The sequence below is a fragment of the Alkalimarinus coralli genome, assembly GCF_023650515.1.
Taxonomy (GTDB): domain Bacteria; phylum Pseudomonadota; class Gammaproteobacteria; order Pseudomonadales; family Oleiphilaceae; genus Alkalimarinus; species Alkalimarinus coralli.
In genome coordinates this window covers 3138409-3165011 of the sequence record NZ_CP096016.1, presented here as the reverse complement: position 1 = coordinate 3165011, position 26603 = coordinate 3138409, and the positions used below count along the sequence as shown (strand labels likewise).

Annotated in this window: 24 protein-coding genes; 15 read left to right on the top strand and 9 right to left on the bottom strand. The window is 47.4% G+C overall.

The features are described from left to right. Nucleotides 1-8 precede the first annotated feature (8 nt). The 5 genes from trpD to rpe form a co-directional block, all read right to left on the bottom strand. On the bottom strand, nucleotides 9-1043 hold the full coding sequence (gene trpD / locus MY523_RS14250) for an anthranilate phosphoribosyltransferase (RefSeq protein WP_250655359.1): 1035 nt from the start codon (nucleotides 1041-1043) through the stop codon (nucleotides 9-11). Nucleotides 1044-1106: 63 nt separating this feature from the next. Further along, nucleotides 1107-1685, bottom strand: a complete 579-nt coding sequence (locus MY523_RS14245) for an anthranilate synthase component II (RefSeq protein ID WP_250655358.1) — start codon at nucleotides 1683-1685, stop codon at nucleotides 1107-1109. Between the two features lie 58 nt (nucleotides 1686-1743). Beyond that, on the bottom strand, nucleotides 1744-3225 hold the full coding sequence (gene trpE / locus MY523_RS14240) for an anthranilate synthase component I (RefSeq protein ID WP_250655357.1): 1482 nt from the start codon (nucleotides 3223-3225) through the stop codon (nucleotides 1744-1746). Between the two features lie 296 nt (nucleotides 3226-3521). Next, nucleotides 3522-4208 carry a phosphoglycolate phosphatase gene (locus MY523_RS14235; protein ID WP_250655356.1) on the bottom strand — a complete coding sequence of 229 codons (687 nt, stop codon included), beginning with the start codon at nucleotides 4206-4208 and terminating at the stop codon, nucleotides 3522-3524. 57 nt (nucleotides 4209-4265) lie between these two features. Continuing rightward, on the bottom strand, nucleotides 4266-4949 hold the full coding sequence (rpe, locus tag MY523_RS14230; protein WP_250655355.1) for a ribulose-phosphate 3-epimerase: 684 nt from the start codon (nucleotides 4947-4949) through the stop codon (nucleotides 4266-4268). A 209-nt stretch (nucleotides 4950-5158) separates the two neighbouring features. On the opposite strand from rpe, the gene MY523_RS14225 reads away from it, so the two are divergent. Beyond that, the gene (locus MY523_RS14225) at nucleotides 5159-6397 is read left to right on the top strand and encodes a DUF3530 family protein (RefSeq protein ID WP_250658828.1); all 1239 of its coding nucleotides are present in this window, start codon (nucleotides 5159-5161) and stop codon (nucleotides 6395-6397) included. Between the two features lie 16 nt (nucleotides 6398-6413). Here the strand turns inward: MY523_RS14225 and murU are convergent, their stop codons facing one another. Then, nucleotides 6414-7133 carry an N-acetylmuramate alpha-1-phosphate uridylyltransferase MurU gene (gene murU / locus MY523_RS14220; protein ID WP_250655354.1) on the bottom strand — a complete coding sequence of 240 codons (720 nt, stop codon included), beginning with the start codon at nucleotides 7131-7133 and terminating at the stop codon, nucleotides 6414-6416. A gap of 4 nt (nucleotides 7134-7137) precedes the next feature. Continuing rightward, nucleotides 7138-8352: an aminoglycoside phosphotransferase family protein gene (locus MY523_RS14215; RefSeq protein WP_250655353.1), complete on the bottom strand. Its 1215-nt coding sequence runs from the start codon at nucleotides 8350-8352 to the stop codon at nucleotides 7138-7140. Between the two features lie 130 nt (nucleotides 8353-8482). Here MY523_RS14215 and MY523_RS14210 point away from each other — a divergent pair, with 130 nt between their 5' ends. The 10 genes from MY523_RS14210 (at nucleotide 8483) to MY523_RS14165 (ending at nucleotide 18311) form a co-directional block, all read left to right on the top strand. Beyond that, a complete protein-coding gene (locus MY523_RS14210; protein WP_250655352.1) occupies nucleotides 8483-10837 on the top strand; it encodes an LPS-assembly protein LptD in 2355 nt (784 codons plus the stop codon). A 78-nt stretch (nucleotides 10838-10915) separates the two neighbouring features. Continuing rightward, complete coding sequence (locus tag MY523_RS14205; RefSeq protein WP_250655351.1) at nucleotides 10916-12226, top strand: peptidylprolyl isomerase; 1311 nt, start codon at nucleotides 10916-10918, stop codon at nucleotides 12224-12226. Between the two features lie 73 nt (nucleotides 12227-12299). After that, nucleotides 12300-13295 carry a 4-hydroxythreonine-4-phosphate dehydrogenase PdxA gene (gene pdxA, locus MY523_RS14200; RefSeq protein ID WP_250655350.1) on the top strand — a complete coding sequence of 332 codons (996 nt, stop codon included), beginning with the start codon at nucleotides 12300-12302 and terminating at the stop codon, nucleotides 13293-13295. A gap of 58 nt (nucleotides 13296-13353) precedes the next feature. Beyond that, a complete protein-coding gene (gene rsmA / locus MY523_RS14195; protein ID WP_250655349.1) occupies nucleotides 13354-14163 on the top strand; it encodes a 16S rRNA (adenine(1518)-N(6)/adenine(1519)-N(6))-dimethyltransferase RsmA in 810 nt (269 codons plus the stop codon). A 29-nt stretch (nucleotides 14164-14192) separates the two neighbouring features. After that, a complete protein-coding gene (locus MY523_RS14190; protein WP_250655348.1) occupies nucleotides 14193-15026 on the top strand; it encodes a symmetrical bis(5'-nucleosyl)-tetraphosphatase in 834 nt (277 codons plus the stop codon). Continuing rightward, nucleotides 15026-15445: a DUF423 domain-containing protein gene (locus MY523_RS14185; RefSeq protein ID WP_250655347.1), complete on the top strand. Its 420-nt coding sequence runs from the start codon at nucleotides 15026-15028 to the stop codon at nucleotides 15443-15445. Before MY523_RS14190 ends, MY523_RS14185 begins: the two co-directional genes overlap by 1 nt. Nucleotides 15446-15457: 12 nt before the next feature. Next, nucleotides 15458-15658: a sulfur carrier protein ThiS gene (gene thiS / locus MY523_RS14180; protein WP_250655346.1), complete on the top strand. Its 201-nt coding sequence runs from the start codon at nucleotides 15458-15460 to the stop codon at nucleotides 15656-15658. A gap of 94 nt (nucleotides 15659-15752) precedes the next feature. Beyond that, nucleotides 15753-16562 (top strand): thiazole synthase, encoded by an 810-nt coding sequence (locus tag MY523_RS14175; RefSeq protein ID WP_250655345.1) that lies wholly within the window; start codon nucleotides 15753-15755, stop codon nucleotides 16560-16562. A gap of 56 nt (nucleotides 16563-16618) precedes the next feature. Continuing rightward, a complete protein-coding gene (gene slmA / locus MY523_RS14170; protein WP_250655344.1) occupies nucleotides 16619-17218 on the top strand; it encodes a nucleoid occlusion factor SlmA in 600 nt (199 codons plus the stop codon). A 277-nt stretch (nucleotides 17219-17495) separates the two neighbouring features. Continuing rightward, complete coding sequence (locus MY523_RS14165) at nucleotides 17496-18311, top strand: substrate-binding periplasmic protein (RefSeq protein ID WP_250655343.1); 816 nt, start codon at nucleotides 17496-17498, stop codon at nucleotides 18309-18311. Between the two features lie 7 nt (nucleotides 18312-18318). Here the strand turns inward: MY523_RS14165 and MY523_RS14160 are convergent, their stop codons facing one another. Then, entirely contained in the window at nucleotides 18319-19149 is an 831-nt protein-coding gene (locus MY523_RS14160; protein ID WP_250655342.1) for an inositol monophosphatase family protein, read from the bottom strand. A 185-nt stretch (nucleotides 19150-19334) separates the two neighbouring features. Here MY523_RS14160 and MY523_RS21815 point away from each other — a divergent pair, with 185 nt between their 5' ends. The 4 genes from MY523_RS21815 (at nucleotide 19335) to fusA (ending at nucleotide 23199) form a co-directional block, all read left to right on the top strand. Beyond that, entirely contained in the window at nucleotides 19335-19460 is a 126-nt protein-coding gene (locus MY523_RS21815; RefSeq protein WP_256469637.1) for a hypothetical protein, read from the top strand. Between the two features lie 52 nt (nucleotides 19461-19512). Then, nucleotides 19513-20010 carry a DUF2753 family protein gene (locus tag MY523_RS14155; RefSeq protein WP_250655341.1) on the top strand — a complete coding sequence of 166 codons (498 nt, stop codon included), beginning with the start codon at nucleotides 19513-19515 and terminating at the stop codon, nucleotides 20008-20010. 135 nt (nucleotides 20011-20145) lie between these two features. Further along, nucleotides 20146-20841, top strand: coding sequence for a GGDEF domain-containing protein (locus MY523_RS14150; protein WP_250655340.1), 696 nt, complete (start codon nucleotides 20146-20148; stop codon nucleotides 20839-20841). Between the two features lie 273 nt (nucleotides 20842-21114). Then, on the top strand, nucleotides 21115-23199 hold the full coding sequence (fusA, locus tag MY523_RS14145) for an elongation factor G (protein WP_250655339.1): 2085 nt from the start codon (nucleotides 21115-21117) through the stop codon (nucleotides 23197-23199). Between the two features lie 306 nt (nucleotides 23200-23505). On the opposite strand, the gene MY523_RS14140 is transcribed toward fusA, so the two are convergent. Further along, nucleotides 23506-26598, bottom strand: coding sequence for an efflux RND transporter permease subunit (locus MY523_RS14140; RefSeq protein WP_250655338.1), 3093 nt, complete (start codon nucleotides 26596-26598; stop codon nucleotides 23506-23508). Between the last annotated feature and the right edge of the window lie 5 nt (nucleotides 26599-26603).

The window sequence follows — 26603 nt, the reverse complement described above, 5'->3', positions numbered from 1 at the left end:
TTAAACCTTTAGTCTTTTAATAAGGTGGTGAAGCTGGCTAAATCATTTATCTTTGCCAGCGCCAGGCCGCTGCCAATTGCATCCGCTGCCATGGCTATACCTTGATCGAGTGTTTCTGCAAGGTTGGCAGCGTAAATGGCTGCGCCTGCATTTAATGTGATGATATCACGTGCGTTATTGGCGTTGCCTGAATGGTCTTTGCCAAGGGCTGACTTGATCAGTGCAAGGCTTTGTTGCGCGCTGTCAACGCTTAGCCCGATAAGGCTTTTGCTCTTGATGCCGAAGTCTTCTGGCTTGATGGTATATTCCGTTATCTCGCCATTCTTTAGTTCAGCAATATGGGTTTCGTTGGCGATACTGATTTCATCTAACCCATCTGCGGAGTGCACAACCAGTACATGCTCGCTGCCGAGCCGCTTAAGTACTTCTGCCATTGGTCGGCATAGCGCTTGGCTAAATACACCAATCACCTGATTTTTGACGCCAGCAGGGTTTGTCATTGGGCCAAGCATATTAAAGATGGTTCTCAACCCCATCTCTTTTCGTGGCCCAATCGCGTGCTTCATTGCACTGTGGTGGGCTGGCGCAAACATAAAACCTACGCCAATTTCATCAACACAGCGTGCAACTTCGGCGGCAGATATATTCAGGTTAATGCCCGCAGCTTCTAGTACGTCGGCGCTGCCTGTGCTGCTACTCACACTGCGGTTACCATGCTTTGCAACTTGGCCTCCTGCCGCTGCGACGACAAATGCACTGGCTGTTGAGACGTTAAAAAGGTTGGATCCGTCTCCGCCTGTTCCGCAGGTGTCTACAAGGTGATCGCCGGTAATTGAAACCTTGGTAGCAAGCGCCCGCATCACCTCTGCTGCCCCTGCTATTTCGTCAATACTTTCGCCTTTCATGCGCAGGCCGATCAGGAACCCGCCAATCTGGGCGTCTGTTGCCTGGCCGGTCATAATCTGTTGCATTACCACCTTCATCTCTTCTGTAGAAAGATCTCGGCGTTCGACAACGGCATTGAGTGCAGTTTTGATATCCATGGATGAGGCTCCAATCATTATTCTTCTAAGATGATTACAAGCCTAACCGGCTTGCAAACGACGCTATTTATCCAAAAAGTTTTTAAGCAGGTCATGGCCGTGTTGAGTCAGAATAGATTCAGGGTGAAACTGAACCCCTTCAATATCCAGCGTTTTGTGCCTGACGCCCATAATTTCTTCCATACTGCCATCCTGATTTTCTGTCCATGCGGTTACCTCCAGACAGTCAGGAATGTGGTTTTTGCAGATTACCAGAGAGTGATAACGGGTGGCTTCAAATGGGTTGCTAAGGCCTTTAAATACCCCCGCATTGCTATGATGGATCATAGAGGTTTTACCATGCATGACTTGCCCGGCGCGAACAATTTTCGCGCCGAACACCTGGCCAAGACTTTGATGGCCCAGGCATATCCCTAAAATAGGAAGTTTGCCAGCAAAGGTCTCTATCACCTTCATGGATATGCCCGCTTCATTGGGGGTGCAAGGGCCTGGAGATATCACAATTTTTTCTGGTTTGAGTTCGTTTATCTGCTCAATGGTAATTTCATCATTGCGATAAACCTGAACATCTGCACCTAATTCACCTAAATATTGCACTACGTTATAGGTGAACGAATCATAGTTGTCGATCATAAGAAGCATAAGTTGCTCCAGTCATATTAAATTTAGCCGAGTAGAGCAGGTTGAGCCTGCCCTGTCATTAGCCGTCCAGCCCTTTGGTTGCCATCGCAACCGCTTTAAATATGGCGCGTCCCTTGTTCATTGTCTCTTTCCATTCCAGTTTGGGGATCGAGTCTGCGACTACGCCAGCACCTGCTTGTATATGTAAGGTTTTGTCTTTTATAACGGCTGTTCGAATAGCGATAGCGGTATCCATGTTGCCATTCCATGACAGATAGCCTACAGCGCCTCCGTATACTCCCCGTTTTACCGGCTCCAGTTCGTCGATAATTTCCATTGCTCTGATTTTTGGTGCGCCACTGAGGGTTCCTGCGGGAAGTGTGGCCTTAAGCACATCAATAGGGGATACCCCTTCTTTAAGCTGGCCTTTTACATTGGAGACAATGTGCATCACATGGGAGTATCTCTCAACCACCATATTATCGGTGACTCTAACGGTGCCGGTTTGGCTGACGCGGCCTGCATCATTTCGTCCCAAGTCAATCAACATCAGGTGTTCAGCGATCTCTTTAGGGTCGGCTAACAGCTCTTTCTCAAGCGCTTGATCCTGCTCTTCGGTTGCGCCTCTTTTGCGGGTGCCTGCTATGGGTCTTACGGTGACTTCGTTATCCTCAACCCGTGCCAGAATCTCAGGGGACGAGCCGACAATGTAAAACTCATCCAGATTCAGGAAATACATATAAGGCGATGGGTTTAAGCAGCGCAGAGCGCGGTATAGATCCAGCGGCTCTGCTTCGTAGGGTATCGACATGCGCTGTGCGATAACGGTTTGCATGATATCGCCAGATAAAATGTACTCTTTTATTTTTTCAACAGATGACTCGAAGCTGGTTTGGGTAAAACCTGAAATAAAGTCACTTTCAGTTACCTCGATTGGTGCTACTTGCTTCTCAAGCGATGAGGTAGAGACGGTGCGGAGTTTGTAAACCAGTTGGTCGAGTGCTTGTTGCGCGTTTTCGTAAGCATTCTCGTCCGCAGGGTCTGCATGGTGAATCAGTATCAGCTTTCCGCTGAGGTTATCAAATACCACGACATCCTCAGAGACCATTAGCAGAATGTCTGGCGTCTGAAGCGGGTCATGGGGCGCTTTACCCGATAATTTGGGTTCTATATATCGAACGGTATCGTAACCAAAGTAACCGACCAGCCCGCCATTAAAGCGAGGCAGATCAGGCAGATCTGCTGCGCGATAGCGTTTTTGAAACTGCTCGATAAATTCAAGTGGGTCAGCGACTTCGTAAGACTCTACCACCTTACCGTCCAGGGAGATGGTGATTTGCTGGCCTGATACTTTCAATATCTTTCGACAAGGCAGGCCAATAATAGAGTAACGCCCCCATTTCTCGCCCCCTTGTACTGACTCTAATAAGTATGAATAGGGGCCGCTGGCAAGTTTTAAGTAACTGCTGAGAGGTGTGTCAAGATCAGCTAAAACTTCCCGGGTGACGGGTATGCGATTAAACCCCTCTTTAGCGAGGTGGTCGAACTGTTCTGGTGTCATGTTGTATCCTTTACTGCTTGTTACGGCAGTTATGCTTGTCACTACGACACGCTCGTTGATCCTTTGGTGGGCAGAGCGTCGCTTAAATATCGAACTTTAACGGTATTTTAGCTGAAAGCCTTTCTATCAGCGTTTTGTTACCTACGCCATCGGGCGACAAACCTATCGCCAAGCCGGTTAAAGTTGTTATTTGTTGTGTTCTGCACTTCAGAATACTCCAGAAAATAGACTCGTTTGAATGAATTTAACAAGATACCAAGTCTTGTCATGGTCTGCTATAACTTGACGCCGATAGGTTACAGCAGCTCTATGAGTGAATCAATAACTGCATCGGGCGAGGTGTCATGTATGCTTTCCCCATGGTTATAACCATAACTTACGCAGATCACGGGCACTCCCGCTGTTCTCGCGGCCATAACATCACTTTTTGAATCGCCGATCATGACACTCTCAGCGGCTGAGCAGTTTGCTTCTTGCATGCAATAAACCAACTGATCTGGTGCAGGTTTTTTGTTTTCCAGCGTGTCTCCACTAATCACATAGTTGAAGTGAATGCCGAGCTTGTCAAGCAGCTGTTCAGTAAAGCGGCCGGGTTTATTCGTGACAATGGCCAAAATGCACTCATCAGCCGCCAGTTTATTGAGTATCTCGATAACGCCCGGGTAGAGTACGCTGTTGTTGCCATTGACTTTGTGGTACTGGATCAGAAAATGACGAAAGCCCTCTTCGTATATGTCATCAGGAATGCTATCGAGGTCTGTTGTGCCCATGCTGTCAGCAAGAGCGCGTTTTACCAGCGTTGAAGCGCCATTGCCGACCCATAAACGTACCTTGTCCTCACCTGCGGCTGTTCGATCAAGATGGTGCAGCATGTGATCAATAGCCGCAGCAAGGTCTGGAATGCTGTCAACCAGCGTCCCATCCAGGTCGAACATGACCAGTTTCGGTGAGTTGTTGGGGAACAAGGTTTCGAGTGCTGTCATTTAACTGTCCTGAGGCTGCGAGCGATGACTGAATAACGTGTTAATGCTTAAACAGGCTTAAGCCTGGGTGCTGTTGGCCAGCGCTAGCTGCTCTCTCATCGCATCAATCGTCGTTTTGTAGTTATCGGTGTTAAAAATCGCTGAACCTGCTACAAATGTGTCGGCTCCGGCTTCCGCAATCTCACGAATATTGTTGATGGTTACACCTCCGTCTATTTCAAGTCGAATGGCGCGACCACTTTGATCTATTTTTTCCCTGGCTAACCGAAGCTTATCCAGGGTGCCAGGGATAAACTTCTGCCCTCCGAACCCGGGGTTGACTGACATAAGCAGCACCATGTCGAGTTTGTCCATAACATAGTCCATGTAGTGAAGCGGTGTCGCGGGGTTAAAAACCAACCCGGCTTTGCAGCCGCCGTCGCGGATTAGTTGTAGTGAACGGTCAATATGCTCGGATGCTTCCGGGTGAAAGGTGATATAGGTCGCGCCAGCGTCTATGAATGACCGGATCATGTCATCTACTGGCTTAACCATCAGATGTGCGTCTATAGGGGCTGTTACGCCGTGCTTTCTTAATGCCTGACAGACCATGGGGCCAATGGTGAGGTTGGGCACATAGTGATTATCCATGACATCAAAATGGACGATATCTGCGCCGGAACTCAGCACGTTGTCAACTTCTTCTCCAAGTTTTGCAAAATCAGCCGATAAAATAGAAGGAGCAATTTTAAATTCAGGCATGAGAGTCTCTTTTGTTGAATAGTGTTGAAAGCATTAAAAATAAGGGTGGAGTCCGGGTTGCGCTGACCTGCTACCCTATATAGATAAAATTTGCGATATTCTAACGTAATGAGTTGAAATAGTAATCCTCTATACCGCTAAATTGCCCTCTTGAAAGAGGCATTTGAGATTAATAAGAACAATTATGACCTAAAAGGACATTTCGCTTGATGTTGGTTCAACGGTTTCGGTTTTCAGTTACTTTATTTGCACTATGCTGCTGTTTGTCTGCACCTCTCTATGGTGAAGAGGAAGGAGGGGAAGAAGAGCGCGAGGTGGTGCCTGGTGCAGAATCTGATGGGCCTGAAAGTTCTGGTGGCGCTGAAAGTAGTGCTTCAAAGGAGCCTGACAGCCCAAAGAGAGTTCACTTGTTACCGGAGTCAATAGAGCAGGCGGCGCTGGCTGATGAGAGTGTGAGAAAGCAGGTTGTTTGGTTGGATAGCCCAGAAGGTAAAGGGGGCAGCGCCAGCTCATTTCTCGCTTTGGAGCTATATGAGAATACTCCCGAGCCGCAGGGGGCAGTGATTTTTTTGCATGGCGCAGACCAACACCCTGATTGGCCTCAGGTGATTAAGCCGCTGAGAACTCTGTTAACGGATGACGGCTGGTATACATTGTCTATTATGTTGCCCTACGAAAATGACCGGCCCGTTCCAGAAAGAGAAATACCGGTGAAGTTGGCGGAAGCCGTTCCGGGCAATGAGGCTGCACCGCGTTATTCAGGTCGATATTTCAAAATAGCAGATGCCAGCAATGCTGAAAGCAGTGAAGAGGGAGGTAAAGAGGGTGATGATGGCGCAGAAGATACCGGCGGTCAGACTGAAGAGGAGCCAGATAACACGGCGGTGACCGCAGCCGAAAATGAAGCATCCGAAGCGACCGGTGAAGAGGCAGGAAGCGAAACCGGAGAAGATTTAATTGATATCTCCGCAGATGAGAAAGCGGCCAAACCTTCTGGCATAACGTTCGAAGAGAGGGTGCAGATGAGGCTTAGGGCGGCTCTTGAACATGCGGCACAAAAGAATTACCAAAATATCGTAATTATTGGCTACAAACAGGGGGCGCAGGGGCTGCTGGATTATCTGGCGGGCAATCGAGGTCTGTTGCCAGAGCAGGGTATGAGCATGGTTTGGATTGATGCGCAGCTGCGGGATGGCCCGCAGGCAGGGTTTACGGCAGCACTTGGTGAAGATTTTTCACTTAAGATGCTTGATCTGGTGGACTCATCCTCTCGCACGAGTGCTGAAAATGGCAGGCAAAGACTGGGGCAGGCTAAAAGGTATAACTACAGTGGCTACTCTCAGGTAAGGCTGCCGATTATGGAGGTGAAGTCGCTGCCGGTAAGCACCTTGACTCAGAGGGTTCGCGGTTGGCTTAAAGTGAATGCCCCTGGCATGAGAGCACCGTAAGGTACCTTGTTAAATATTAACTCGCCGAACTGCCCGATAATATGTGCTGATTGAGCTGCGCCAGCCGTTCGGGGGTGCCGATATCCATCCATGTACAGTCTGTCTTGTGTCCACTGATTTGCCGATGGGCCATGGCTTTTCTAAGTAGCGGTGCAAGAGGGCGTTTACCGGGAGCGCACCCTTGAAAAAGTGCTTTGTTGAGCAGGCTAATACCGCTGAAGGTTAGCTTCTCGGCAGGGTCACCATCATTTGGTGCTTCGTCAGTCAGCAGCCCGTTCGGGTGTAAGTAGAAATCACCATCTGGGTGCTGAGGGGGGTTATCCACCATGACCAGGTGGCCCATTACAGAGTCTGGGAGCCTGGAGGCAATGTCTGATAGCTCTTGATAGTCAAAGTCTGTCCATACATCACCATTAACGACAATGAAAAATGATTCGCTTTCACTTACCAGTAGTGGAAGTGCGTTGATTATTCCTCCGGCCGTTTCAAGTGGCTCATCTTCATGGATAACTTGAACGTTATCTTTGTACAACGGGTGGATGTTGATAAATTCTGAAATTTGAGCGCCTAGCCATGAGGTGTTTATAACCAGGCTATCTACGGCTGAAGAGGTTAGCCCCTCAATGTGATATTGAAGCAGGGGTTTGCCAGCCGCTTTGAGCAGGGGCTTGGGGGTATGGTTGGTTAACGGACGCATGCGGGTGCCAAGACCGGCTGCAAGGATCATTGCTTTCATGTGATTAAAGGCTCTGCTGTGCAGAGCTTGCTGACTGAGCCGTTACACTCGACACTGGAAGTAAACTGCTGTTAATGGCTGGTATTACTGTGCTTGTTAACCAGTGGTTAAAGTCTGCTAGCTGGTCGTATTTTGCTGATATCTTGTTGATATAATTGACGGTTCTAGGAACGTCATTTAAGTAGTCGTGTTTACCATCCCTTAACGATAGGCGAGCAAAAATCCCTGCTGCTTTCAGGTGTCGCTGGATACCCATTAAATCAAACCAGCGTGTAAATTGAGTGAAGTCAGCAGTATGCAGCCCTGCTTTGCGTGTCGCCTGATAAAACGCTTGCAAGCGCTCCTCAACAAAATGATCGGGTAAAACGATATAGCAGTCTCTTAGTAACGAAACGGCATCATAGGTAATGGGGCCTGTCACGGCATCCTGAAAGTCCAGGACGCCAATAGATTGATCACTGAGCTCCATCAGATTGCGTGAATGATAATCTCTGTGGACACAGGTGGTGGGTTGGCTTAATGCTTCATCAATTAAGACGCCGAACGTTTGATCAAGAAGCGCTTGTTCGTTTTGCGTTAAGGTCAGTCCAAGCTTTTTGGATACCAGCCACTCGCGAAACAGTTCCATTTCGCGGGCCAGTAACGCTTTGTCATAGGGCGGTAGCGCATAATCAGCCGGTGGGGGGCAGGCCTGAATTTGAGCCAGTGTTGTTAATGCCGACTGGTAAAGTGTCTTGGCGGCTATTGGATCCCCAGCCAGGTAGGTTTCTATATCTATGGCTGCGTTTGACCCTGCGGTACTGAGTGGTGCGAAAAGGGCGTTAAGTAATAAAGTGTCGCCAAAGTCTCGCAGCAACATAAACCCTTGGGTTAAATCAAAGGCTTCGATATGGGGAACCTGAATACCATTTGCTTCCCAGTGTTGAGCAATAGCGACAAAAGGAAGGCTATCTTCCTTTTCAGGTGGCGCATCCATTGCAATCCAGCACTTATTGGCGGCGCTGGTTTTTAGCTCTTTTTGTTCACTCTCAGGCAGCTGTTCGACTCTGAAATAGCGGCGAAAACTCGCATCGCCCGAAACCGGGGTAATATTTAATGATTTGCCACCAAGCTGCAGCGCTACCCATTGACGTAATTGCTGTAATCTCTGATCCATCGCACCACTTACCCGTGTTAATTGCGAGTTATTATGCCCCGCATTGATTTTGGATGGAACCATAAGTGATTGGCTCGTTGACTTCAAGAAAGGGATTAAGCTAAAGCTATGGAGACTATTGCCATAACCGTTTATCATTGCGGGTTTATTTGCAAACAAATAAGTCTCTATTTTTTGGGGTAGTCGGCACAAAATGACAAAAATGGTTTATCGACTCGCACAGGTTATGGTGTTGCCGCTGGCTACTTGTTCTTTTGACTCTTTAGCGGATGCTTCGCCTGAACGGAAGCCAAAAACGGCTGCGGAGATCGATTGGCGTCCCGTTGAGTTAATGACTAACGAGCAGAAAAGCAAGCTTCCTCCCGTATGTAAAGGAGGGTATGTGGTTCCCTCTTATCTGCCTGACGGGGCTCCAATGTCTGCGGCAAGCCAGTCCGAAAAACCTTTAAGAGCGCGTGCTAATAACGCTACATTTGATGCTGAACAGAACGCATATTTAAATGGCGACGTAGAAATCTTTCAGGAGCCCTATCTGCTAACCGGGGCATCCGCCAATCTTGACCAACAGGCCAGCAATGTAACTGTTGACGGCGACATTTTGTTAAGAAGCCCGGATATGCTGCTGACGGGGGAGCAAGTCAACTACGATATTTCAACGGGCACCTTCGATATTAAAGGTGCCTCGTATTTGGCCCATGAGCAAGGTTTTCGTGGACAATCGGCCACTGTTTCCAGACCTTCTGAACATGTGATGGTGATTCAGGACGGAACCATTACTCGTTGCGACCCAAATGATAAGTCCTGGTCAATTGCCGCCAGTGAAATTACGCTGGATCAGGAAGAAGGGGTTGGTTACGCGGAGCACTTTCGTTTCAGAGTGCAAGATGTGCCTATCTTTTACTTTCCCTGGGTTACTTTCCCTATAAATGATAAACGGAAAAGTGGTTTTCTTTATCCCTCAATAGGAAGCTCAAATGTTGGCCGGGGTATGGCGATTACGACCCCCTATTATTTTAATCTGGCACCTGATTACGATGCCACGTTAACCCCTCAGTACGTCCATGGCCGTGGTTTGTATACAGAGTTAGAGGGGCGGCATCTATCGAGCTATGGCCTATCAAAAATAAACCTCGGTTACATTCACGAGGATGAAGAGCATATTAATGATTTTCCATGGCGTGATGGCCAGCGTTGGGGCTTGAGCTTTGAGAATGACTCAACCTTCTCTGGCGGGTGGTCGTCGAGTATTGATTACAATGTCGTCAGTGACGATGATTACCTGGAAGACCTTGCCCGGGCACTGAGCATAGAGAATGAAACCCACTTGGACAGAGTCTGGAAAGTCAGCTATGTCGACGATATTTGGCAGTTTGATGGCTCGCTTCATGGTTACCAAACGGTTGACTCGGCTGTAACAGAACCTAATAAACCCTACTCCAGGCTACCTGAGCTTAACTTGGTGGGAGACTGGGATAATGACGTTTTTGATTGGACGGTGGGATCCCAGTATGTCTACTTTTTTAGAGATGATGAATTCCTGACTGGTAATGATAAGGTGCAAGGTAATCGACTAAGAATAAAGCCCGAGGTATCTATGCCGATGGAAGCACTCTGGGGTTACCTGACTCCTGCTCTTAAAGTGGACCAGACCAATTATGTGCTCGAAGACAACGGACTGGGAAGTGACGATATTAACCGAACCGTCCCTTTTGCCACGCTGGATACCGGCCTTTATTTTGACCGTCCATTTCAGGTCGGTGATCAAGACTATAATCAAACACTAGAACCCAGGCTTTTTTACGTATACTCCCCTGAAGTTGAACAGGATGATATTCCTGACTTCGACACGTCCGTTACCTCATTCAGCTATTCCCAGTTGTTCAACGACGACCGGTTTGTCGGGGGCGACAGGGTTGGCGACAACAACCGGATTACATTAGGGCTGACAACCCGTTTTACGCAGCTTTCCAGCGGTATCGATAGTGCTGTTTTCAGTATCGGTAAGGTTTATCATTTTGAGGATCGAAAAGTGAGCCTGGCCGGCGCTGGAGCTTCAACTGAAAGTGAATCCCCTTATGCGGGTGAGTTTATTCTGACACCTATCGCAGGGATGGATTTAAAAGTGACCGGTCTATGGGATGATAACGAAAGCAATACGGTAGAGGGCAATAGCACATTGAGCCTTCATACCGCAGACTATGGTTATGTGTTGAACCTTGGGCATACCTATAAAGATGCTAGTGACCCCTTGGAGCAGGCAAATATATCAACCATCTTCCCTGTGACCCAAAAGGTCAGTGTTTTTGGCCGCTGGTTGTATGATCTGAATGATGAGCGAACCGCAGGCACGCTGGCAGGACTGGAGTACCGAAGCTGTTGCTGGCGAGCCCAGGTGCTGTCTAGCAGCTACCTGACTGATGACTCCGAGTTATCTCACACGATTTTATTTCGCATTGAGTTGAAGGGAATTGCTGGGTTTGGTGAAAGTGGCGAAGAGCTGGATAAACAGGTACCCGGATACTTGGGGCGAGAAAGCCTATACCACTGATACATCGTCGACTAGATCGCCGATTAAAAAGGCAAACGTTTAGTTTTTGAATTTATTTCTATTAGGTAGTGCTGATTTATGTTGTTAAAAAACATACTGTTTCGTTGCTTAACATTAACGATGCTGTTCTTGTTAACGCTCTCCACGGCTTACGGTAAGGTGAAGCCGCTAGACCATGTTCTGGTTATTGTGGATGACGATATTGTCATGGTGTCAGAACTAGAAGCGCGCATTAAAACGATTACCGCCCGACTCAAGGCTCAAGGGACAGCGCTTCCTCCTGCCAGTGTTATGTCTGAAAGAGTCTTGGATCAGTTGATTCTTGAGAGTATTCAGCTGCAGATGGCAGAGAGAAATGGCTTGCGTGTAGACGATAACCAACTCAATGAAACCATGCAGAACATTGCAAAGAGAAATGGCTATACGTTAGATGAGTTTCAGGAAGAGATAAAGTCTGAAGGGGTTACCTACAATGAGGCTCGTGAGCAGATTCGGCGTGAACTCCTGATAAGCAGACTCCAGCAACGTCAGGTAGACAGAAAGGTTCGGGTAACCGACAAAGAAGTAGAGACATTCCTGGCTTCTTCCGAAGGTAAACGGCGCACGGCCACCGAGTACTATTTAGGTCACATATTGGTTTCTATTTCTGACCCTGCCAATCCTGTCATTGTTGAAGAGGCCAGAAAGCGGGCAGAAGGCATTGTTGCCGAACTTAACAATGGCGCTGACTTCAAGCAGACTGCCGTCGCAAAGTCGGATGGGCGAAACGCTTTGCAGGGGGGGGTTATTGGCTGGCGTAAAGAGAACGAGGTGCCATCAATTGCGGCGGATATTATTCAAACCCTGAAAGTAGGTAAACCTTCGGAACTACTCAGAACACCCAGTGGCTTTCACATTATGTCTGTGCTTGATAAGCGGGGAGGAAAAGAGCAGCTGGTTAAGCAGTTCAATGTACGCCATATTCTGATCAAACCCAGTGAGGTGCGTACAGAGCAAGAGGCCAAAACAATTATTGAACAGTTGCGCGAGCGGATTATCAGTGGAGATGACTTTGCCGCAATTGCCAAGGCTCACTCTGAAGACCCTGTTTCTGCAATTAGTGGGGGAGACCTTGAATGGGTCAGTCCGGGGGAGATGGTGCCCGCTTTTGACGATATCATGCAACATAGCAAAGTAGGCGAAATTAGTGAGCCATTTCTGTCAGATTTCGGTTGGCACATCCTTCAGGTGCAGGATACCCGGATGGAAGATTTGGGAAACAGGATTCAGGCCAATCAAGCGCGACGGGTGATTCATCGTCGTAAGTATGATGAAGAGCTGACGCTATGGCTTCGCGAAATTCGTGAAGAAGCGTTTATTGAGTTTAAATATCGTGATGGTTCCGAGTAGGCTACAAAAACACTATGAGCGCAGTAGTCGTGCAAAATGCTCACTATATATTTCGCAAATAAGGCTAGTTTAAATGTCTCCACTCGCAATAACAGCAGGAGAGCCTGCGGGCATAGGGCCGGATCTATGTATACAGCTGGCTCAGAAAGGTTTCAAGAGCCCGGTGGTGTTGGTATGCGCAGCAGAGGTATTGCAGGAGAGAGCCCGTATATTAGGCTTACCTCTCACTGTTGAGTTGTGGCAGCCTGGTGGCAGCGTTTCAAACCAGCCTGGCCATATTTCCGTTTACTCTGAGCCGTTTGATGGCATGCTGGAAGGCCCCGTTGAAGCGGGCATTCTTTCACCCAGACATGCCAATTATGTTCTCGAAACCCTGAAAGTAGCGGCTGAAGGGTGCATAAATGGGATGTTTTCGGGGGTTGTCACTGCGCCAGTTCACAAAGGTGTCATCAACGATGCGGGTATTGCCTTTACTGGCCACACCGAGTTCTTTCAGGCCTTATGCGGCGTTGACAGGGTCGTGATGATGTTAGCGTCTGAGCAGCTAAAAGTTGCCCTGGTAACGACGCACCTTCCCCTGTCTGAAGTGTCGGGTGCGATTACCAAGCCACTATTGCGACAGATTATTAATATCCTCCACCACGATCTAGAGACCAAGTTCGGCCTTGCATCACCTAGAATTCTTGTTGCCGGATTAAACCCTCATGCAGGAGAGGGAGGGCATATGGGGATGGAGGAGATAGAGACCATTACGCCGGTGCTGGATGAGTTTCGCGCTCAAGGAATGAACCTGATAGGCCCTCTTCCTGCAGATACACTGTTTACGCCAAGATGGTTGGAAGATGCTGATGCCGTTCTGGCCATGTATCACGACCAGGGGCTCCCCGTGCTGAAGTATCAGGGGTTTGGTTCTGCTGTGAACATTACGCTGGGATTGCCGATCATCCGTACCTCAGTCGACCACGGCACGGCATTAGACCTTGCGGGCAGTGGCCGGGCGGATGTTGGCAGTCTGGAACAGGCGGTTAAGTCGGCGACATTAATGTCAGAGCGATCAAACAGCAACTAGCCTATTTAGTCCAGGCAGGCATAACTTAAGATTTACCATCAATATAGAGAAAACGCAGATGGCAAAGCAATCGTCCAACTTGGGACATCAGGCTAGAAAACGATTTGGCCAGAACTTTTTGCATGATCATGGTGTGATTGACCGGATAATCAGAAGCATTCACCCTAAACCCGATGAGTGTCTGGTTGAAATTGGGCCGGGGTTGGGCGCCATAACAGAGGAGCTGCTGGCTGCAACAGAAGGTAAGCTAAACGTTGTTGAACTTGATCGCGACCTGATTCCCATTCTGAGAACCAAGTTTTTCAATTATCCTGATTTTGTAATTCATGAAGCGGATGCCCTGACGTTTGACTTTAACCAGTTAGCATTGCCGGGACAGCCTTTGAGGCTTGTTGGAAACCTTCCTTACAACATCTCAACGCCGCTTATTTTTCACTTGTTGAAACATGTAGAAAATATGCGCGATATGCACTTTATGTTGCAGAAAGAGGTGGTGGATCGCCTGGCTGCGGGGCCTGGTGACAATAACTATGGCAGGTTGGGTATTATGGCTCAATACTATTGCCAGATACAGCCTCTGTTTATCGTACCGCCTGAATCGTTTGACCCTCGGCCTAAAGTGGATTCTGCAATCGTCAGGTTAACTCCTCATAAAACATTGCCACACCCCGCCAAGGATATAAAAACACTGGAAAGCGTTGTTAGAACCGCGTTTACGATGCGAAGGAAGACGCTTCGAAACGCTTTATCGGCGATGATTTCTGCCGAGGAGTTGGAGCTGTTGGGTATTAACAGCGGACTTAGGCCTGAAAACTTATCGTTGCAAGAGTATGTGACAATAAGTGATGCAATTACTGATCGGGCATAATCGGTGATGACAATAACGAGGGTGGTGTATTGGCTATATATGCGGTAGGTGATATTCAGGGGTGTTACGATAGCCTGCGCTGCCTGTTAGACAACGTTAAATTTGACCCATTGAAAGACACGCTTTGGGTGGCTGGAGATTTGGTTAACCGGGGGCCTGAGTCGCTTAAAACGTTGCGATATATTAAGTCCCTGGATAAATCTGCACGGGTGGTGTTGGGTAATCATGATCTACACTTGCTGGCCGTTGCGCGAGGGGCTCAAAGTCGTAAGCGAAAGGATACCTTTAACGATATTCTTGATGCGCCAGATGTTGATGAGTTAATGGACTGGCTCCGTCATCAAAAGCTGATGATCAGGGACAAAGCCCGCAAAGTGGTGATGACTCATGCGGGGGTGCCTCATATATGGAAAATCAAGCAGGCGAAGCAATACGCCAAAGAGCTTGAGGCTGTGCTGAGGGGGAATGATTGTGATGCGTTCCTTAAGGCTATGTATGGCAATGAGCCGACAACCTGGGGTGAATCACTAACTGGCGTAGAGCGGTGGCGAGTGATTACCAATTATTTTACTCGCATGCGCTTTATTGATGAGAATGGCGCTTTAGATTTTGATAGCAAACTGGGGCCGTTAAATGCGCCTGAGGGCTATAAACCTTGGTATGCATATGGACGGAGGGGCCGCACTAAAATCATATTTGGCCACTGGGCCGCGTTGGAAGGGAATGTATCTGACCCACAGATGATAGCCATCGATACGGGTTGTGTTTGGGGCGGAAGGCTCACGCTTGTAAACCTTGATACCTGGCAGAAAACAAGTTGTGACTGTGGTTTTGACGAAAGAGTTGCGGTGAGTGAAGCCTGATGAATGAGTCGCTAATGAACAGTAAAGGCTACAGCGTGATCACTCTGGGAGCGGCGCTGTCGTTTTTGAGTGTGGCTGCCGGTGCGTTTGGTGCTCATGCAGTTAAGTCTATGCTCAGTGTTGAGTTGTTTGCAATCTATGAGACCGCAGTTGAGTACCAATTCTACCACAGCATGGCTTTGTTGATCGCTGGGCTGATGATGGTGTTGCCGCTCGCCGTAAATCTCCGGTATCTTAAGTTGGCGACCTATTGTTTTGTGATTGGTATTGTGTTGTTTTCGGGGAGCTTATATCTATATGCGTTTACTGGCCTTAAGAAACTGGGGATGATTACACCGGTGGGCGGTGTGTGTTTTCTCGCAGGTTGGGTCATGTTGGGCTTAAGTTCTGCGTCAGCAGTTAGGAAAGAACGTCATTAGCGGGAGATTAAATTGAACGTTATCGTAAATGGGGATGAAAAAGCGCTTGAACCAGGCGCAACCGTTGCAGATCTGATTCAGGCGCTCTCCCTAACGGGAAAGCGTATTGCTGTAGAGTTGAATATGGAGATTGTGCCTCATAGTCAGCACGCAACAACAACGCTCAATCAGGGCGATACACTTGAGGTAGTTCATGCCATTGGCGGTGGTTAGTGCCTGCGTTAACACTGTTTCTGAATGAAGCGATAAACCGCATGATATATTGAATTAAAATAGCATCTGAAAATTGATCAAACCAGGTAAAAATATGACAAATAATACCACGAATCAAGGCGTTGATAGTCCGTTAGTTATTGATGGTAAGGTATACCAGTCCAGGCTGTTGGTGGGGACCGGTAAATACAAGAACCTTGATGAAACCCGTGAAGCGATTGAGACCAGTGGCGCAGAGATTGTAACGGTTGCGGTAAGAAGAACTAATATTGGTCAGACCCCTGGCGAACCTAATCTGCTGGATGTTATTTCGCCTGATAAATATACCATTCTGCCAAACACTGCTGGCTGTTATACCGCGAAAGATGCTGTTCGAACCTGCCGGTTAGCAAGAGAGCTGCTGGGTGGCCATGATCTGGTTAAGTTGGAAGTTTTGGGAGACCAGAAAACACTGTATCCCGATATTACTGAAACCTTGGTTGCAGCGGAAGAGTTGATTAAAGATGGCTTTAAGGTGATGGTGTATACCACCGATGACCCTATTATTGCCAAACGGCTTGAAGATATGGGGTGTGTTGCTGTGATGCCATTAGGCGCACCGATTGGCTCAGGGCTAGGAATAAGAAACCCATACAATATCCGTATGATTCTAGAAAATGCAGCGGTTCCTGTGTTAGTTGATGCGGGTGTAGGTACCGCCTCTGATGCAACGATTGCAATGGAGTTGGGGTGTGATGGCGTGTTAATGAATACGGCGATTGCTGCAGCGCAGAATCCTATTCTGATGGCGCGGGCGATGAAGGGTGCTGTAGAATGCGGCCGCGATGCTTATCTGGCAGGCCGTATGCCGAGGAAACTCTATGCTTCTGCATCATCACCGATTGATGGCACCTTTTTTAGTTAACGCCTGATAAGGTTCTTGGGGCATTTTTCAATACATATATAGTGGGAAGGATGGGGATGGCTGCTTCACCCAAAAAAGATCGTAATAATCGTCGTCAGCAGATTTTGGAATCGCTAGCGTTAATGCTAGAGCAGAGTCCTGGTGCACGCATTACAACGGCAAACTTGGCAAAAGAAGTCGGGGTGACCGAGGCGGCGCTTTATCGCCACTTTCCTAGTAAAGGTAAAATGTTCGAAGGCCTTATTGAGTTTGTAGAAGAGAGTGTTTTTAGCCGTATAAGCCGAATAATGAAAGAGGATAAAAGCTCGCAGGATAAAATCGAGGGCATTCTTACCTTAGTCCTGGCTTTTGCGGAAAAGAACCCGGGCATCTGCCGTATTTTAATGGGGGACGCGCTTGCAGGAGAGAAAGATCGTTTGCGTGTCAGGGTCTCTCAGTTCTTTGAAAGGTTGGAAGCTCAAATTAAACGAATATTAAGAGAGGCCGCGATCAGGGAAGGGAAGCGGTCGACGCTGGTGGCGAGCAAAGCGTCAAACCTCTTAGTGGCGCTAGCTGAAGGGCGTATTCACCAGTTTGTCAGGTCTGAATTTAAGCAAGCGCCTCTTGAAGGATGGAGTGAGCAGTGGAATTATCTATCAAAAGGGCTGTTAGTATAGGTTGTGCGACTCATTTGCTCTGCTGCGATGAGTAGCTACTATTAGTGACATTATGAGGCCTTTACACGACGTTATGAGCGAATCAAAGACAAGGCAAAACATGACGAAAAAGCGCAGTTTATGGTCTATAAATGAGTATTTTGAGTCATTTTTTAACGCTGTATTTGTAAGCGCAGTAGTCGTGAAAAAGTCTCATTATAAAAGGTAAGGTTAACTCAAAACTGACATAACGCAGTGTGTTCAGAGGACACTGTATTCTGCTATCGAAGGTCTGTTTATGGCTATTGCCAATATAAAACTGGAATACCTGAGCCAGCTTGCTGCCCGGTTGGGTGTTGCGTTGCTTTTATTTTTATCATCTGTTGCGATAGGTGGTGAGACAATCCGTGTTGCCACCGGAGAGTGGGTTCCCTATGTATCTAAAGACTACCAGCACCATGGCGCGATTGGGCATGTCATAGAAAAAATTTATCAAGAAAAGGGGATTGATACGGTTTTTGGTTATTTTCCCTGGGCGCGTGGCTATCAAATGGTCAAGGATGGCGTTTGGGATACGACCATGCCCTATTACTGCTCCCCTGAAAGGGAAAAGCTTTTTTATTGCAGCGATCCGATCGTGAGTGGTGAGCAGGTTTTCTTTCATCGAACAGATTACCCTTTTAAGTGGAGCAGCATAGCTGACCTGAAAGGTCTTAGTGTGGGGGGGACGTTAGGGTACTACTATGGTGAGGCGTTTGAAAAAGCGGAGCGGGAAGGGCTGTTTAAAGTGCAACGAATAGTCAGTGATGAAACAAATTTTATGGTGCTTCTAAAAAAACGAATCCACGTATTCCCTCAAGATAAAGAAGTAGGTTATGCGATGGTTCGTCGTTTATTCTCAGAAGAAGAACAAAAACTTATCACCCACAACCCAAATCCTATCCACTCGAAATCTCTGCACTTACTGTTTGCCCGAAATAATGACAAAAGTAAGCGCTATCTTGATATCTTTAATCGGGGTCTGAAACGCTTGAGAGAAACGGGTGAGCTGCAAGGCTACCTGAATGCAATGAGTGATGGCGTCTATATCAAAGGTGGTGCGTACGGTGATTAGGTGCTTTTTAACCTGCTCTATCCGTGGCACTTCTCAACAGATGCGCCAACTCGTCATATAGCTCCGGTGTGGCGATAAGAATGTCTTCCCCGTAAAGACCTTTGGATGCCGTGAGTGGGATAGGACTAAAGTGGCCGCACCGAGCGCCTGCCTGCTCAGCTATCAGTTGGGCTGCTGCGAAATCCCATGGGCTCAGCGACTCATAAAAACCATCTAACCGTCCCATTGCGACCCAGCATATATCAATGGCAGCGGAGCCAATACGTCGAATATCCTGGCAGTTGTTAACTATCAACCGAAGGCGTTTAATGAGAGGCTCCAGGTTGCTTTTGTCATAAGGGAAGCCAGTACCGATTAGCGCCTTTCTTAACTCTCTCTTGTGGCTAACCGCTATAGGGTTGCCGTTCATTAAGCTATCCTGCCCACGAACGGCCTCAAATGTTTCTCCCTGAAAAGGGCAGTGAACGATTCCAACTTGCACTTTTCCTGCATCTGCGTAAGCAATTGAAATAGCGACTTGATGGTGGCCATGAGCATAGTTAACCGTGCCATCTATAGGGTCAATGATCCAGATTGGGCTATCTAGTTGGCCACTGTTTTGCTCCAGGCTGTCTGGAGAAGACTCCTCTGAGAGTATTCTATGGTCAGGGTAAACCTCACGAATCTGACGCGTGATAAGTTCATCAGCCTTTATATCTGCTTGGGTAACAAGCTCATGGTTAGACTTGTAAGTCTGCGTCAGCGTATTTTGTTCACGCTCATGCTTGATTAGTTCTCCTGCTTTGATTGCCAGATCAGTGGCAAATAGAGAAATTTCTTGAAGTACGTTTTTGCTCATCCTGGCCTCAGTGGTTTAAACGGTGGAGTGTTACTTTTAGTTGATTAATTTAGCACTAAATATTATTTGCTGGAAATGGGCGGCAATCTCTTGACTTTTTCGCTAATGAGAATCATTATCATTTGATGATGTAAAAATGTAGCACCAAATACCAAGGAACTTTGAATATCATTCAGGAGAGGCTTATGAACACCAAGCAGAGACAGATCAATAGGTGGCTTAACAAGTACTGGGTAGCGATTGCCCCGTTATTGGCGGTCACGCCTTTAGTTTTGACCGTTGTCGTTAGCGCACCGACTATCGGTAACTAATGACGTTATAAAGAAAAATATCAACGCACATATTCTGTTAAGGAGAGCTGCATTGTTTAATCACAAATGGAAACGGCTGATCACGAAAGGTAATGCCGCGTTGAAAAGACGCTGTAACAGTGATGCAAGGGATCTCTACTGCCAGTCGATAACCGAATCTGATCGACTATTAAAACTGTTTAGAACGCCGTCATGTGAACAGGTTAGAACACCAGATAACTACCTTGCGGTCATATCCATGATGGTTGTATCACATCATAATATGGCTGACCTGTGGCAGCGTTACGGTGTGCGTGTATCGCAAACCTATTACTTGGAAATGGTTCATCAGAAAATGATTGACGTAGTAAGAGATGGGCGTTTTCCTGGCGCGTTAAGAACTGTCGCTTTTTCAGAACTGAAAAGAACCTATATGGCGTTGCTTTCGCACTACAAAACCAATCAACTGGCTGATGAGGCCGCGCTGCTGGTAGATCAATATAGCCGAGTCAGGCAGACGTTTGACTCATCATATATTGTTGATGGTCAGGTTGAGATGCTCATTCATTAATAGCGTGACCAGTTTCGTAGAGCGGGAGATTTTTAGCTTTGAATTTGCTGGCTAAGCATTGACAGCAATAATGAGTGGCTTAGACTAACAGTATTCATCTTAAACAAGTTTTAGCCACTGGATCTACCTGCTTGTATGGCTCAGATACCTCTAACACCTCCAGCATGCCTATCTCAAAAAGAGTCCTGCGAAATTATTTCTGAACTGGTTGATTTACGAGAGCAAGTCACAGAATTATCGGAGCTTGTGCATACCGATACACTCACAGGCCTTTCTAATTTTCGATATTTCATACAGGCTCTGGAACAAGAAATGGAGCGAACCCGGAGAACTGGGTATGCCACCGGGCTTATTATGATGGATCTCGATTTCTTTAAGAAAGTAAACGATGATTGGGGGCATGATGTTGGAAATCAGGCTCTTGTTCTTGCGTCTACACTGATTAAGGCGGCGGTAAGGAAGATGGATGCTCCATGCCGGTATGGAGGGGAGGAGTTTGCGATTATTCTTCCTTCCACAGACAGGCATAACTCAATGCTGGTGGCTGAGCGAGTGAGAGAGATGGTCGCAACAACCCCTTTGGTATTTGATGATAATGAGCTGCTGCTGACCGCAAGTTTTGGCATTGATATTTACACTGGCCTAGAGGCAGGCGGTGCTGAAGAAATGGTAAAACGAGCCGACAGCTATTTGTATCAGGCCAAAGAAGCAGGGAGAAATAGAGTCTGTGTGGCCCCCGCTGTAGAGAAGGAAGATACCTCTTCCGTAAATCAGGATGAGAAAGACGCATTGTTTGGGTTGTTTGGCCGCGCTGGTAATACCAATGACTAGCTACGTTCATTTAAGTAACTCTTCATACTGGTTTACACAATTCCCCACACAAAGTCGCGTTTTTGGCGAATTAGATGTGGCGGGGGGAATCCCTTTTAGCCTATCATTGCCTCCTATTTTGAAAGATCGTTTTATCACTAAAAATCGGATGAATTTTCTTAATTAGAAATTTTGTACGATTTTTATGCGTAAAGTTGCAGTTTTTTTTCGAAAACTTTTTTGAAAACCTGTATACTTACGCGCAATTTTCGCCCTGACTTATCGAGTATAGAAATGACAGATTTATCCAAATACAGAAATATTGGTATTTTCGCGCACGTTGATGCGGGTAAAACAACCACTACAGAACGAATTTTGAAGCTGACCGGTAAGATCCACAAGCTTGGAGAAGTTCATGAAGGTGAGTCAACAACAGACTTCATGGAACAGGAAGCTGAACGAGGTATTACTATCCAGTCAGCTGCTGTAAGTTGTTTCTGGAATAACCACCGCTTTAACGTCATCGACACACCGGGGCACGTTGACTTCACTGTAGAAGTTTACCGTTCACTTAAAGTACTTGATGGTGGTATCGGTGTATTTTGTGGTTCTGGTGGTGTTGAGCCTCAGTCAGAAACCAACTGGCGTTACGCTAACGAATCAGAAGTTGCGCGAATCATCTTCGTTAACAAATTAGACCGTATGGGTGCTGACTTCTTGCGTGTGACAGATCAGGTCACTAACGTACTGGGCGCCAAGCCATTGATCATGGTTTTGCCGATTGGTCGTGAAGATGAATTTGTGGGTGTTGTAGATCTGCTATCTCGCAAAGCATACGTTTGGGATGAAACAGGACAGCCAGAAAACTACGAAGTAAAAGATGTGCCTGCCGACATGGTAGAAGACGTCGAAATGTACCGTGAACAGCTTATTGAAACTGCTGTTGAAATGGACGACGACTTGATGATGGCTTACATGGACGGCGAAGAGCCTTCCACGGAAGACCTTAAACGTTGTATTCGTGAAGGTACCCGCACACTGGCATTCTTCCCAACATACTGTGGTTCTGCGTTTAAGAACAAAGGTATGCAGCTTCTGCTAGACGCCGTTGTAGATTACTTGCCAAGCCCAACAGAAGTTGAGCCGCAGGATCTTACTGATGAAGAAGGTAACCCAACAGGCGAGAAAGCAATTGTATCTCCTGATGAGCCTTTACGTGCATTGGCCTTTAAGATCATGGATGACCGTTTTGGTGCCCTGACCTTTATTCGCGTTTATTCGGGTGTTCTTAACAAGGGTGATACCGTTCTTAACAGCTTTACAGGCAAGACCGAGCGTATCGGCCGTATGGTTGAAATGCAGGCTGATGACCGTAACGAGATTGATACTGCCCAGGCGGGTGATATCATCGCGGTGGTAGGTATGAAGAACGTTCAGACAGGTCACACGCTATGTGATCCTAAGCATGAATGTACGCTTGAAGCGATGGTATTCCCTGAGCCGGTAATCTCTATCGCTGTTGCGCCTAAAGATAAAGGCGGATCAGAGAAAATGGGTATCGCTATCGGTAAAATGGTAGCAGAAGACCCATCTTTCCGTGTTGAAACTGATGAAGATTCAGGTGAGACGATTCTAAAAGGTATGGGTGAGCTTCACCTGGATATCAAAGTTGATATCTTGAAGCGTACTTACGGTGTTGAGCTGGAAGTGGGTGAGCCTCAGGTTGCTTACCGTGAAACAATCACTCAGGAAGTTGAAGACAGCTACACACACAAGAAGCAGTCTGGTGGTTCTGGTCAGTTCGGTAAAATTGACTACCGTATCAAGCCTGGTGAGCCTGGTTCTGGTTTCGTATTCTCTTCAACGGTTGTAGGTGGTAACGTACCTAAGGAATTCTTCCCAGCTGTTGAGAAGGGTTTCAAAACGATGATGGATGAGGGTGTATTGGCAGGATTCCCAGTGCTGGATGTTGAAATTGAACTGTTTGATGGTGGCTACCACGCGGTGGATTCATCTGCAGTGGCATTTGAAATCGCAGCTAAAGGTGCATTCCGTCAGTCAATTCCAAAGGCAGGCCCACAGCTGATTGAGCCAATTATGCATGTTGATGTATTCACCCCAGAAGATCATGTTGGTGATGTTATTGGTGACTTGAACCGTCGCCGTGGCATGATCAAAGATCAGATGGCTGGTGTTACCGGTGTTCGTATTAAAGCAGACGTTCCTCTTTCAGAGATGTTTGGTTATATCGGAAGCCTGCGTACAATGACTTCAGGTCGTGGTCAGTTCTCTATGGAGTTCTCACACTACTTGCCATGTCCAAACTCAGTAGCTGAAGAAGTTATTGCGGCAGAGAAAGAGAGAAAAGCGAACAAGTAATACTTATTACTTAAGCTGACTTTCTAAAAGCCCGGTGATGAAAATCACCGGGCTTTTTTTTGTGTCTATTGCTGTAGAAGAGAATGAAGTATAGGTTGGGGTAGAGACTGTAGAGACTGTAGAGACAGGGTTGTGGGATGTAGTGAAGGTTCCGCTTCCTAAAAGCTTTAAGGGCCCTTGAAATAATACTTTTTCAGTTAGAAATCTACTTAATGTCTTCGGGGTTCAGTGGAGAGATGTTTAAGTGATGGGTTACAGGAGGGGGTGGCCCTCCTGTATGACGCTGCAGGACTGCTTGCCTGAAAACTATGGCAAGGTTGCAGGCTCGCTGACTGGTTTTGCATCACCAGCAGGTCGTTCGTCTTCATCGACACCGATTGATGTGCGGTCTTTGGCCACAATCACGTACATTGCAGGAACAACGAACAGTGTGAATATCGTACCAATAGACAGCCCTGATGCAACGACTAAACCGATATCGAAGCGACTGGCTGCACCTGCACCCGAGGCCAAAATAAGCGGCACGACTCCGACGACCATCGCTGACGTTGTCATCAAAATCGCCCTGAGGCGAATCCCTGCGGCCTTTTCGATAGCTTCTCTTCTACCAAGCCCCTCTTCGACTTGAAGTTTATTGGCAAACTCAACCATCAATATACCGTGCTTACTGATAAGTCCAATCAGCGTGACCAATCCTACCTGGGTATAGATATTGATTGATGTCGCTCCGAATGCAATAGGCAATAGGGCGCCAAGGAGTGACATAGGGACACTGATTAAGATAATAAAGGGGTCTCTAAAGCTCTCAAATTGAGCGGCAAGAACCAGATAAATCATAATCAGTGCGAAAAAGAAGGTGAATATCAGCACGTTACCTTCTTGCATAAACTGCCGCGACTGCCCCGCATAGTCGATACCTATGCCTTTAGGGAATACCTCCAACGCCGTGCTTTCAAGATAGCCCAAAGCGTCCCCCAGGCTTACCCCCGGGCGCATGACACCCTCTATGACCATGGAGTTTAGCTGTTGGAACTGTCCTCGTTTATTAGGCTCTACGTCTTCCGTAATTTTGGCGATTGTCGAAAGCGGTATCAGGCTGCCTTCCGCGGTTCGAATATAATAGTCATCGAGCTGCTGGGATGTTCGTCTATGATCACGTTCTACCTGCGGAATAATGTCATAGCTTCTCCCATCTACATTAAAGCGATTGACCGTTCCGCCACTTAGCATGGTGCTCAGGGCTGAGCCAATATCCTGCATGCTGATTCCCATTTCAGCGGCTTTGCTTCTGTCTATGCTGATATCTGCTTTGGGTTTATTAAATTTTAGGTCGGTATCTAAAAATATAAACTTGCCGCTTTGCATTGCCTGGCCGAGCAACTCCTGACCAAGCTCATATAAAACCTGGTGATCCTGGGCGGAGGTAATGACAAACTGGATCGGCAGTCCACTTGCTCCCGGAAGGGTTGGGAGGTTAAATGATACAGACTGGAAACCAGCGATTTCCGAGAGCTTCTGCTGCATGACAGGAACCAGTTCCATCTGGGTTTTCTCACGTTCAGAGAACGGCTTTAGCAGCATGCCAGAGAATACCGAGTTAACGCTATCCATGCCCGCGACAACAAATGAGCCTTCTTTCTCTTCAAAAGAGTCGATGGCTTTGAGCAGTTCTCCCGTATAAGCGTCAACATAATCGTGCGTTGCATTTTCTGGTGCCGTGGACAGACTGAATATAATCCCCTGGTCTTCGCTGCGAGCCAGCTCCTTTTTAGAAAACTGATAAAGAAACACACAGCTTACCAACATGGTCAGCACCATCACCAGTGTCACAGGCCTGTAATTGAGCGTGTGATGAAGGCGATTCTGGTAGCGTTCCCTGATTTTGTCAAACAGCTGATCGAGACGCTGGGCCATTGGGCTATTGGTTTCTGTGAGTAGTTTTGAGCACATCATGGGAGAGAGTGTGAGTGCAATGACACCTGAAATGATCACGGCACCGGCAAGCGCGAACGCAAACTCTTTGAATAATCCACCCGTGAGCCCGCCCATAAATCCGATGGGTGCATAGACTGCGGCGAGGGTCAGGGTCATCGAAATAACCGGTCCGGCTATCTCGCGTGCCCCTTCAATTGATGCTTTGAAAGGGGAGAGCCCTTCATCAATATGGCGATGAATGTTCTCTACCACCACGATGGCGTCATCAACTACCAGACCGATCGCTAATACCATGGCCAGTAACGTCAGCAAGTTCAACGAATAACCCATTGCCAGCATGAAAAAGCAGACACCAATGAGCGAAAGAGGAATCGTTACGATAGGGATCAGTACCGCACGGCCACTGCCTAAAAACAGAAATATAACAAAGATAACGATAATGGTCGCTTCGCCGACAGTTTTGACCACTTCAGAAATGGAGTCTCGAATAAACTGGGTGGCGTCATAGTTTATTTTTGCTTCCAGAGCGCTGGGCAGTTGCCTTTGGATATCGGGTAGCTTTGCATAAACGCCGTCGATAACCGTTAACGGATTGGCTGAGGGTTGGGCATCGATTGCGATAAAAACAGCTCGTTTACCGTTAAAGTAAACGGCGGAGTCATCATTTTCTGCGCCCAGTTCGACTGTCGCTACATCGCGAAGTCTCACCAACGCCCCTTCGTCACGCTTTATAACCAGTTGCTGGAACTCGTTAATGCTTTTAAGGTCAGTGTCGGCGGTTACATTGATCGCTACATACTGGCCTTTGGTTTGGCCAGCAGCCGATAGAAAACTATTGCTATTGAGAGAGCGGGCAATATCTTGTGGTGTTAGATTGTAGGCCGCTAGCTTGCCAGGGTTTAGCCAGACACGCATAGCGAAAGACTTATCACCCAGTATTTTAGCACTCGCGACGCCTTCCAGGGTCTCTAGCTGAGGCTGTACAACACGCTTTAGGTAATCTGTGATCTGTGTTTCTTCCATCTGTTCACTGGAAAAACTCAAGTAAAGCAGGGACGTTGTGCCTCCCGTCGATTTTGAAACAATGGGCTCTTCTGCATCTGAAGGAAGCTCTTTCCGTGCTTCGGATACTTTTGCCAGCACTTCTGTCATCGCAGCATTGGCATTCTGACCCAGCTTTAAGTGTGCCTGAATAAGGCTCACGCCTTGTGAGCTGGTTGACTTTAGGTAGTCAATGCCTTCAGCGCTAGCAACTGCTTGCTGTATAGGCGTGGTGATAAAACCGGCTACTAACTCAGAGCTGGCACCAGGGTAGGCTGTTGCGATAGATATAATCGAGTTTTCCAGTTCAGGGTACTGGCGTACTTGCAGCTCTTTCAGTGCATTCAGACCGAGCAACAAAATAACCAGGCTGACCACCGAAGCCAGCACCGGGCGGCGTATAAACAAGTCCGTAAAACGCATGTAAG

What these genes read in the sequence shown, in the direction of transcription:
- MY523_RS14210 (WP_250655352.1), top strand. Translation starts at nt 8,483, where the DNA reads ATGACAAAAATGGTTTATCGACTCGCACAGGTTATGGTGTTGCCGCTG.
- MY523_RS14225 (WP_250658828.1), top strand. Translation starts at nt 5,159, where the DNA reads ATGTTGGTTCAACGGTTTCGGTTTTCAGTTACTTTATTTGCACTATGC.
- MY523_RS21815 (WP_256469637.1), top strand. Translation starts at nt 19,335, where the DNA reads ATGAACACCAAGCAGAGACAGATCAATAGGTGGCTTAACAAGTACTGG.
- MY523_RS14150 (WP_250655340.1), top strand. Translation starts at nt 20,146, where the DNA reads ATGGCTCAGATACCTCTAACACCTCCAGCATGCCTATCTCAAAAAGAG.
- pdxA (WP_250655350.1), top strand. Translation starts at nt 12,300, where the DNA reads ATGTCTCCACTCGCAATAACAGCAGGAGAGCCTGCGGGCATAGGGCCG.
- murU (WP_250655354.1), bottom strand. Translation starts at nt 7,133, where the DNA reads ATGAAAGCAATGATCCTTGCAGCCGGTCTTGGCACCCGCATGCGTCCG.
- MY523_RS14165 (WP_250655343.1), top strand. Translation starts at nt 17,496, where the DNA reads ATGGCTATTGCCAATATAAAACTGGAATACCTGAGCCAGCTTGCTGCC.
- fusA (WP_250655339.1), top strand. Translation starts at nt 21,115, where the DNA reads ATGACAGATTTATCCAAATACAGAAATATTGGTATTTTCGCGCACGTT.
- MY523_RS14160 (WP_250655342.1), bottom strand. Translation starts at nt 19,149, where the DNA reads ATGAGCAAAAACGTACTTCAAGAAATTTCTCTATTTGCCACTGATCTG.
- rsmA (WP_250655349.1), top strand. Translation starts at nt 13,354, where the DNA reads ATGGCAAAGCAATCGTCCAACTTGGGACATCAGGCTAGAAAACGATTT.
- MY523_RS14205 (WP_250655351.1), top strand. Translation starts at nt 10,916, where the DNA reads ATGTTGTTAAAAAACATACTGTTTCGTTGCTTAACATTAACGATGCTG.
- MY523_RS14235 (WP_250655356.1), bottom strand. Translation starts at nt 4,208, where the DNA reads ATGACAGCACTCGAAACCTTGTTCCCCAACAACTCACCGAAACTGGTC.
- MY523_RS14140 (WP_250655338.1), bottom strand. Translation starts at nt 26,598, where the DNA reads ATGCGTTTTACGGACTTGTTTATACGCCGCCCGGTGCTGGCTTCGGTG.
- MY523_RS14215 (WP_250655353.1), bottom strand. Translation starts at nt 8,352, where the DNA reads ATGGTTCCATCCAAAATCAATGCGGGGCATAATAACTCGCAATTAACA.
- MY523_RS14245 (WP_250655358.1), bottom strand. Translation starts at nt 1,685, where the DNA reads ATGCTTCTTATGATCGACAACTATGATTCGTTCACCTATAACGTAGTG.
- trpE (WP_250655357.1), bottom strand. Translation starts at nt 3,225, where the DNA reads ATGACACCAGAACAGTTCGACCACCTCGCTAAAGAGGGGTTTAATCGC.
- MY523_RS14175 (WP_250655345.1), top strand. Translation starts at nt 15,753, where the DNA reads ATGACAAATAATACCACGAATCAAGGCGTTGATAGTCCGTTAGTTATT.
- rpe (WP_250655355.1), bottom strand. Translation starts at nt 4,949, where the DNA reads ATGCCTGAATTTAAAATTGCTCCTTCTATTTTATCGGCTGATTTTGCA.
- slmA (WP_250655344.1), top strand. Translation starts at nt 16,619, where the DNA reads ATGGCTGCTTCACCCAAAAAAGATCGTAATAATCGTCGTCAGCAGATT.
- trpD (WP_250655359.1), bottom strand. Translation starts at nt 1,043, where the DNA reads ATGGATATCAAAACTGCACTCAATGCCGTTGTCGAACGCCGAGATCTT.
- MY523_RS14185 (WP_250655347.1), top strand. Translation starts at nt 15,026, where the DNA reads ATGAATGAGTCGCTAATGAACAGTAAAGGCTACAGCGTGATCACTCTG.